Genomic DNA, 2,705 nt, shown 5'->3' on the forward strand with positions numbered 1-2,705 from the left:
CCCTCGGCACTGTTTCCGCTGGTGGCTCCCTGTTCATCATCGGTTCGGATGTCACTGCAGCTTCAGCGGCGGGCGGCGGCAACATGACCACCACCGGCACCTATCAAGCTGACATGACCCTGACCGTTAACGGCCCTCAAGCCCAGATTCTGGTCACGGCCATCACCAAAGCCGGTACTGACGGCCGCACCACCATGGACGTCATTCCCACCACGCCCATCACCATCAATGGCGATGCCGACGGTTACCTCCGGTAAGCGTTACGCAAATAGCCTCATCTACGGCGGCCTTCGGGCCGCCGTTTTTTTTTCCATTCGTTGATGTCACACGTTGATATCACACCATGAATCAATAATATTGCAATTCCAATCAAGAACTGGACATATGCCGTTGCACTTTTGCCGTCATTCCCGTAAATGCGGAAATCCAGGAGTCCTGGCACGACCCTTTCCAAATCTTGCATCACTTTTAGAAAAACGCTGGCCTTTCTGAAGGTTTGGCTTTTCCTTGAGGGCCAAGATGCTCTCCCTGGATCCCCGCCTTCGCGGGGATGACGAGTCAGATGAAGAGCGCCTATTGCCATTCGAATCAAAAATTGGACAGATGCCATTGCCCTTTTTTCGTCATTCCCGCGAAGGCGGGAATCCAGGGTGTCTGGCACGATGCTTTCCAAATATTGCTTCACTTTCAGCAAAACTCTGGCCTTTCTGAAAATTTGGTTTTTCCTTGAGGGCAATGATTATCTCCCTGGATCCCCGCCTTCGCGGGGATGACGAACCAGAGAAGAGCGTCTAATTCTTAGGCAGGCCTACTATAGATCCGGCAGTTGGGCGTGTGCAGCGGCTGTAGCATATTGGTTCGTATAGTGAATTGGGGAAAATTGTGGCGACCAGGTTGGTCATGAGGCTTTTTCCCACTCTGCTTGACGGATCAAAGCGAACGTTGGGCAAGACGCAAGCAGGAGTCAAAAATGGCCAGGCCGATGGCAAAAACAGGCAGCCCAACCTCATACTGAGGGGATAACAGGCGCTTTTTCAGCTCCTTATTTCCTCTAGAGACAAAAAATGCGTGGCAGCCTACCCCAACTATTGGCCCGAGGTGTTGAAAAAGGGGCCATGTTTGTTTTTTTCGCTGGTTTCGCGCGCATTTTTGGAGCGGAAGCGTTCGGAGATTTTTCCTATTTATTCACCGTTTGCACCCTTCTTTTCATTCTTTTTGACCTGGGCGGTAATTTTTACCAAGTCCCCCTTCTAGCCAAAGCGACTGATGGAAAAGATCCTCTAGCCACTCTCATCATGGCCAAAAGTGGACTCTTTTTGATCATCCTGTTGGCCACTCTCTGGTTTGCCCCCTCCCCCTTGCTGTTGATTCTTCTCATCTCCTTCTATTTAAACGCCCTGGTGGTCACAGCCCGTTCCTGGCTCTACTGTCGCCGTCAGTTTCAGCAGGAAGCAAGTCTGAACGTATTGGAAAAGCTGCTTTTCTTGACAGCTGCCACGGTGGGCGGTGGCATTGGCAAATCATTGATGGCCTGTTACTGGTCCTTTTCGGTGGGACGGGTTGGCTATCTGTGGGCCTTTTTTCGCCGCAATCGACCACGATTAAATTTTCCTTCCCGATCCGAATTTCTGGAGACCATCCAAAACAGTTGGAGCTACCTCCTCCATGCAGCGGTCGTCGTCGTCTTTATTCAAATCGACATCGTCATGCTCAAACATATGGGGGTAGCCAGTCAGGATATCGGTTTTTATTCAGCAAGTTATCGCATTATAGCGGTGGGCATGGTCCTGCCTACGGTACTGCTTGATATCAGTTATCCCCAGGTTACGGAATATATGGGGAATCAATGGTTCTCCAAGGTGCATGGTGTATTATTCCATCCCCGTCGCCTAAACCTGCTGGCTGGCGCCATTCTGACCATTGGGGTGGGTTTTTGTGCTTCTGACCTCATCTGGCTGATCTATGGGGCCGATTTTTCCGCCTCAGCCCCCCTTTTGGTACTGATGTCGCCTCTTTTTTTAATCAGCTTTCTACGTTTTGCTGATTCTGCGATCATCTCCGGGACAGATTTTAACCGCCAAAAACTGATTGTCTCCGGCCTGGCTGCTGGGACCAACATTACCCTCAATCTGTTTTTGATACCGGCTATGGGGGTGTATGGTGCCTTGGTAGCCACTGTTATTACAGAAATTTTGGTGTTGATGGGGTTTCATTGGGTCGCAACCCGGGCCTGCCCTGGTCAACCCCATAAAACCCGTGATCTACTAACCATCCTCCTGGGTTCCAGCCTGGTATTTGGCACAGGTTTGCTGTTTTATGATCATCCCATCATCCGAATAGCGGGCTGGGTTATCCTGATATCAGGCGGTTTTTACCTCCTTTTGGAGTTGCGACAGGGTAGTATGGAAACCAAGCCCATCTCGTAATGCTTTTCTTTGAAACGATTTAATATTATGTTTTAAAATGTTTTTTTCTAACAAACCCACACTATTGGCTATCGTTTATATCCACTCCCGGCTTCCCAAATGGTCCATAGGAACATCTCAATGCCCTAACCGGCCAATCTGATCTGTCCAGCCACCAATCGCCGGTGGCGTATCATTTTCTTTTTGCGATGAGGGTCCGGCATGTCTTCCCCCAATCAGACGCTCTCTCTGAAACAGGCTTTGTCGTTGGGCGTAACCCACCTCCAGTCCGGACGCCTG

The 2,705-nt window shown here is 50.2% G+C and carries 3 protein-coding genes; 2 read left to right on the plus strand and 1 reads right to left on the minus strand.

Going from position 1 to position 2,705, the window contains the following annotated elements; genetic code table 11:
* Positions 1-257, plus strand: a 257-nt coding sequence (locus HQL52_12255; GenBank protein MBF0370219.1) for a hypothetical protein, incomplete at its 5' end; no start/stop codon positions are given.
* Positions 258-274: 17 nt separating this feature from the next.
* Here the strand turns inward: HQL52_12255 and HQL52_12260 are convergent.
* Positions 275-736 carry a hypothetical protein gene (locus tag HQL52_12260; protein MBF0370220.1) on the minus strand — a complete coding sequence of 154 codons (462 nt, stop codon included), beginning with the start codon at positions 734-736 and terminating at the stop codon, positions 275-277.
* A 328-nt stretch (positions 737-1,064) separates the two neighbouring features.
* On the opposite strand from HQL52_12260, the gene HQL52_12265 reads away from it, so the two are divergent.
* Positions 1,065-2,426, plus strand: coding sequence for an oligosaccharide flippase family protein (locus HQL52_12265; protein ID MBF0370221.1), 1,362 nt, complete (start codon positions 1,065-1,067; stop codon positions 2,424-2,426).
* Positions 2,427-2,705: the final 279 nt, after the last annotated feature.

Source organism: Magnetococcales bacterium, from assembly GCA_015232395.1.
GTDB lineage: Bacteria > Pseudomonadota > Magnetococcia > Magnetococcales > JADFZT01 > JADFZT01.

What these genes read in the sequence shown, in the direction of transcription:
- HQL52_12265 (MBF0370221.1), top strand. Translation starts at nt 1,065, where the DNA reads ATGCGTGGCAGCCTACCCCAACTATTGGCCCGAGGTGTTGAAAAAGGG.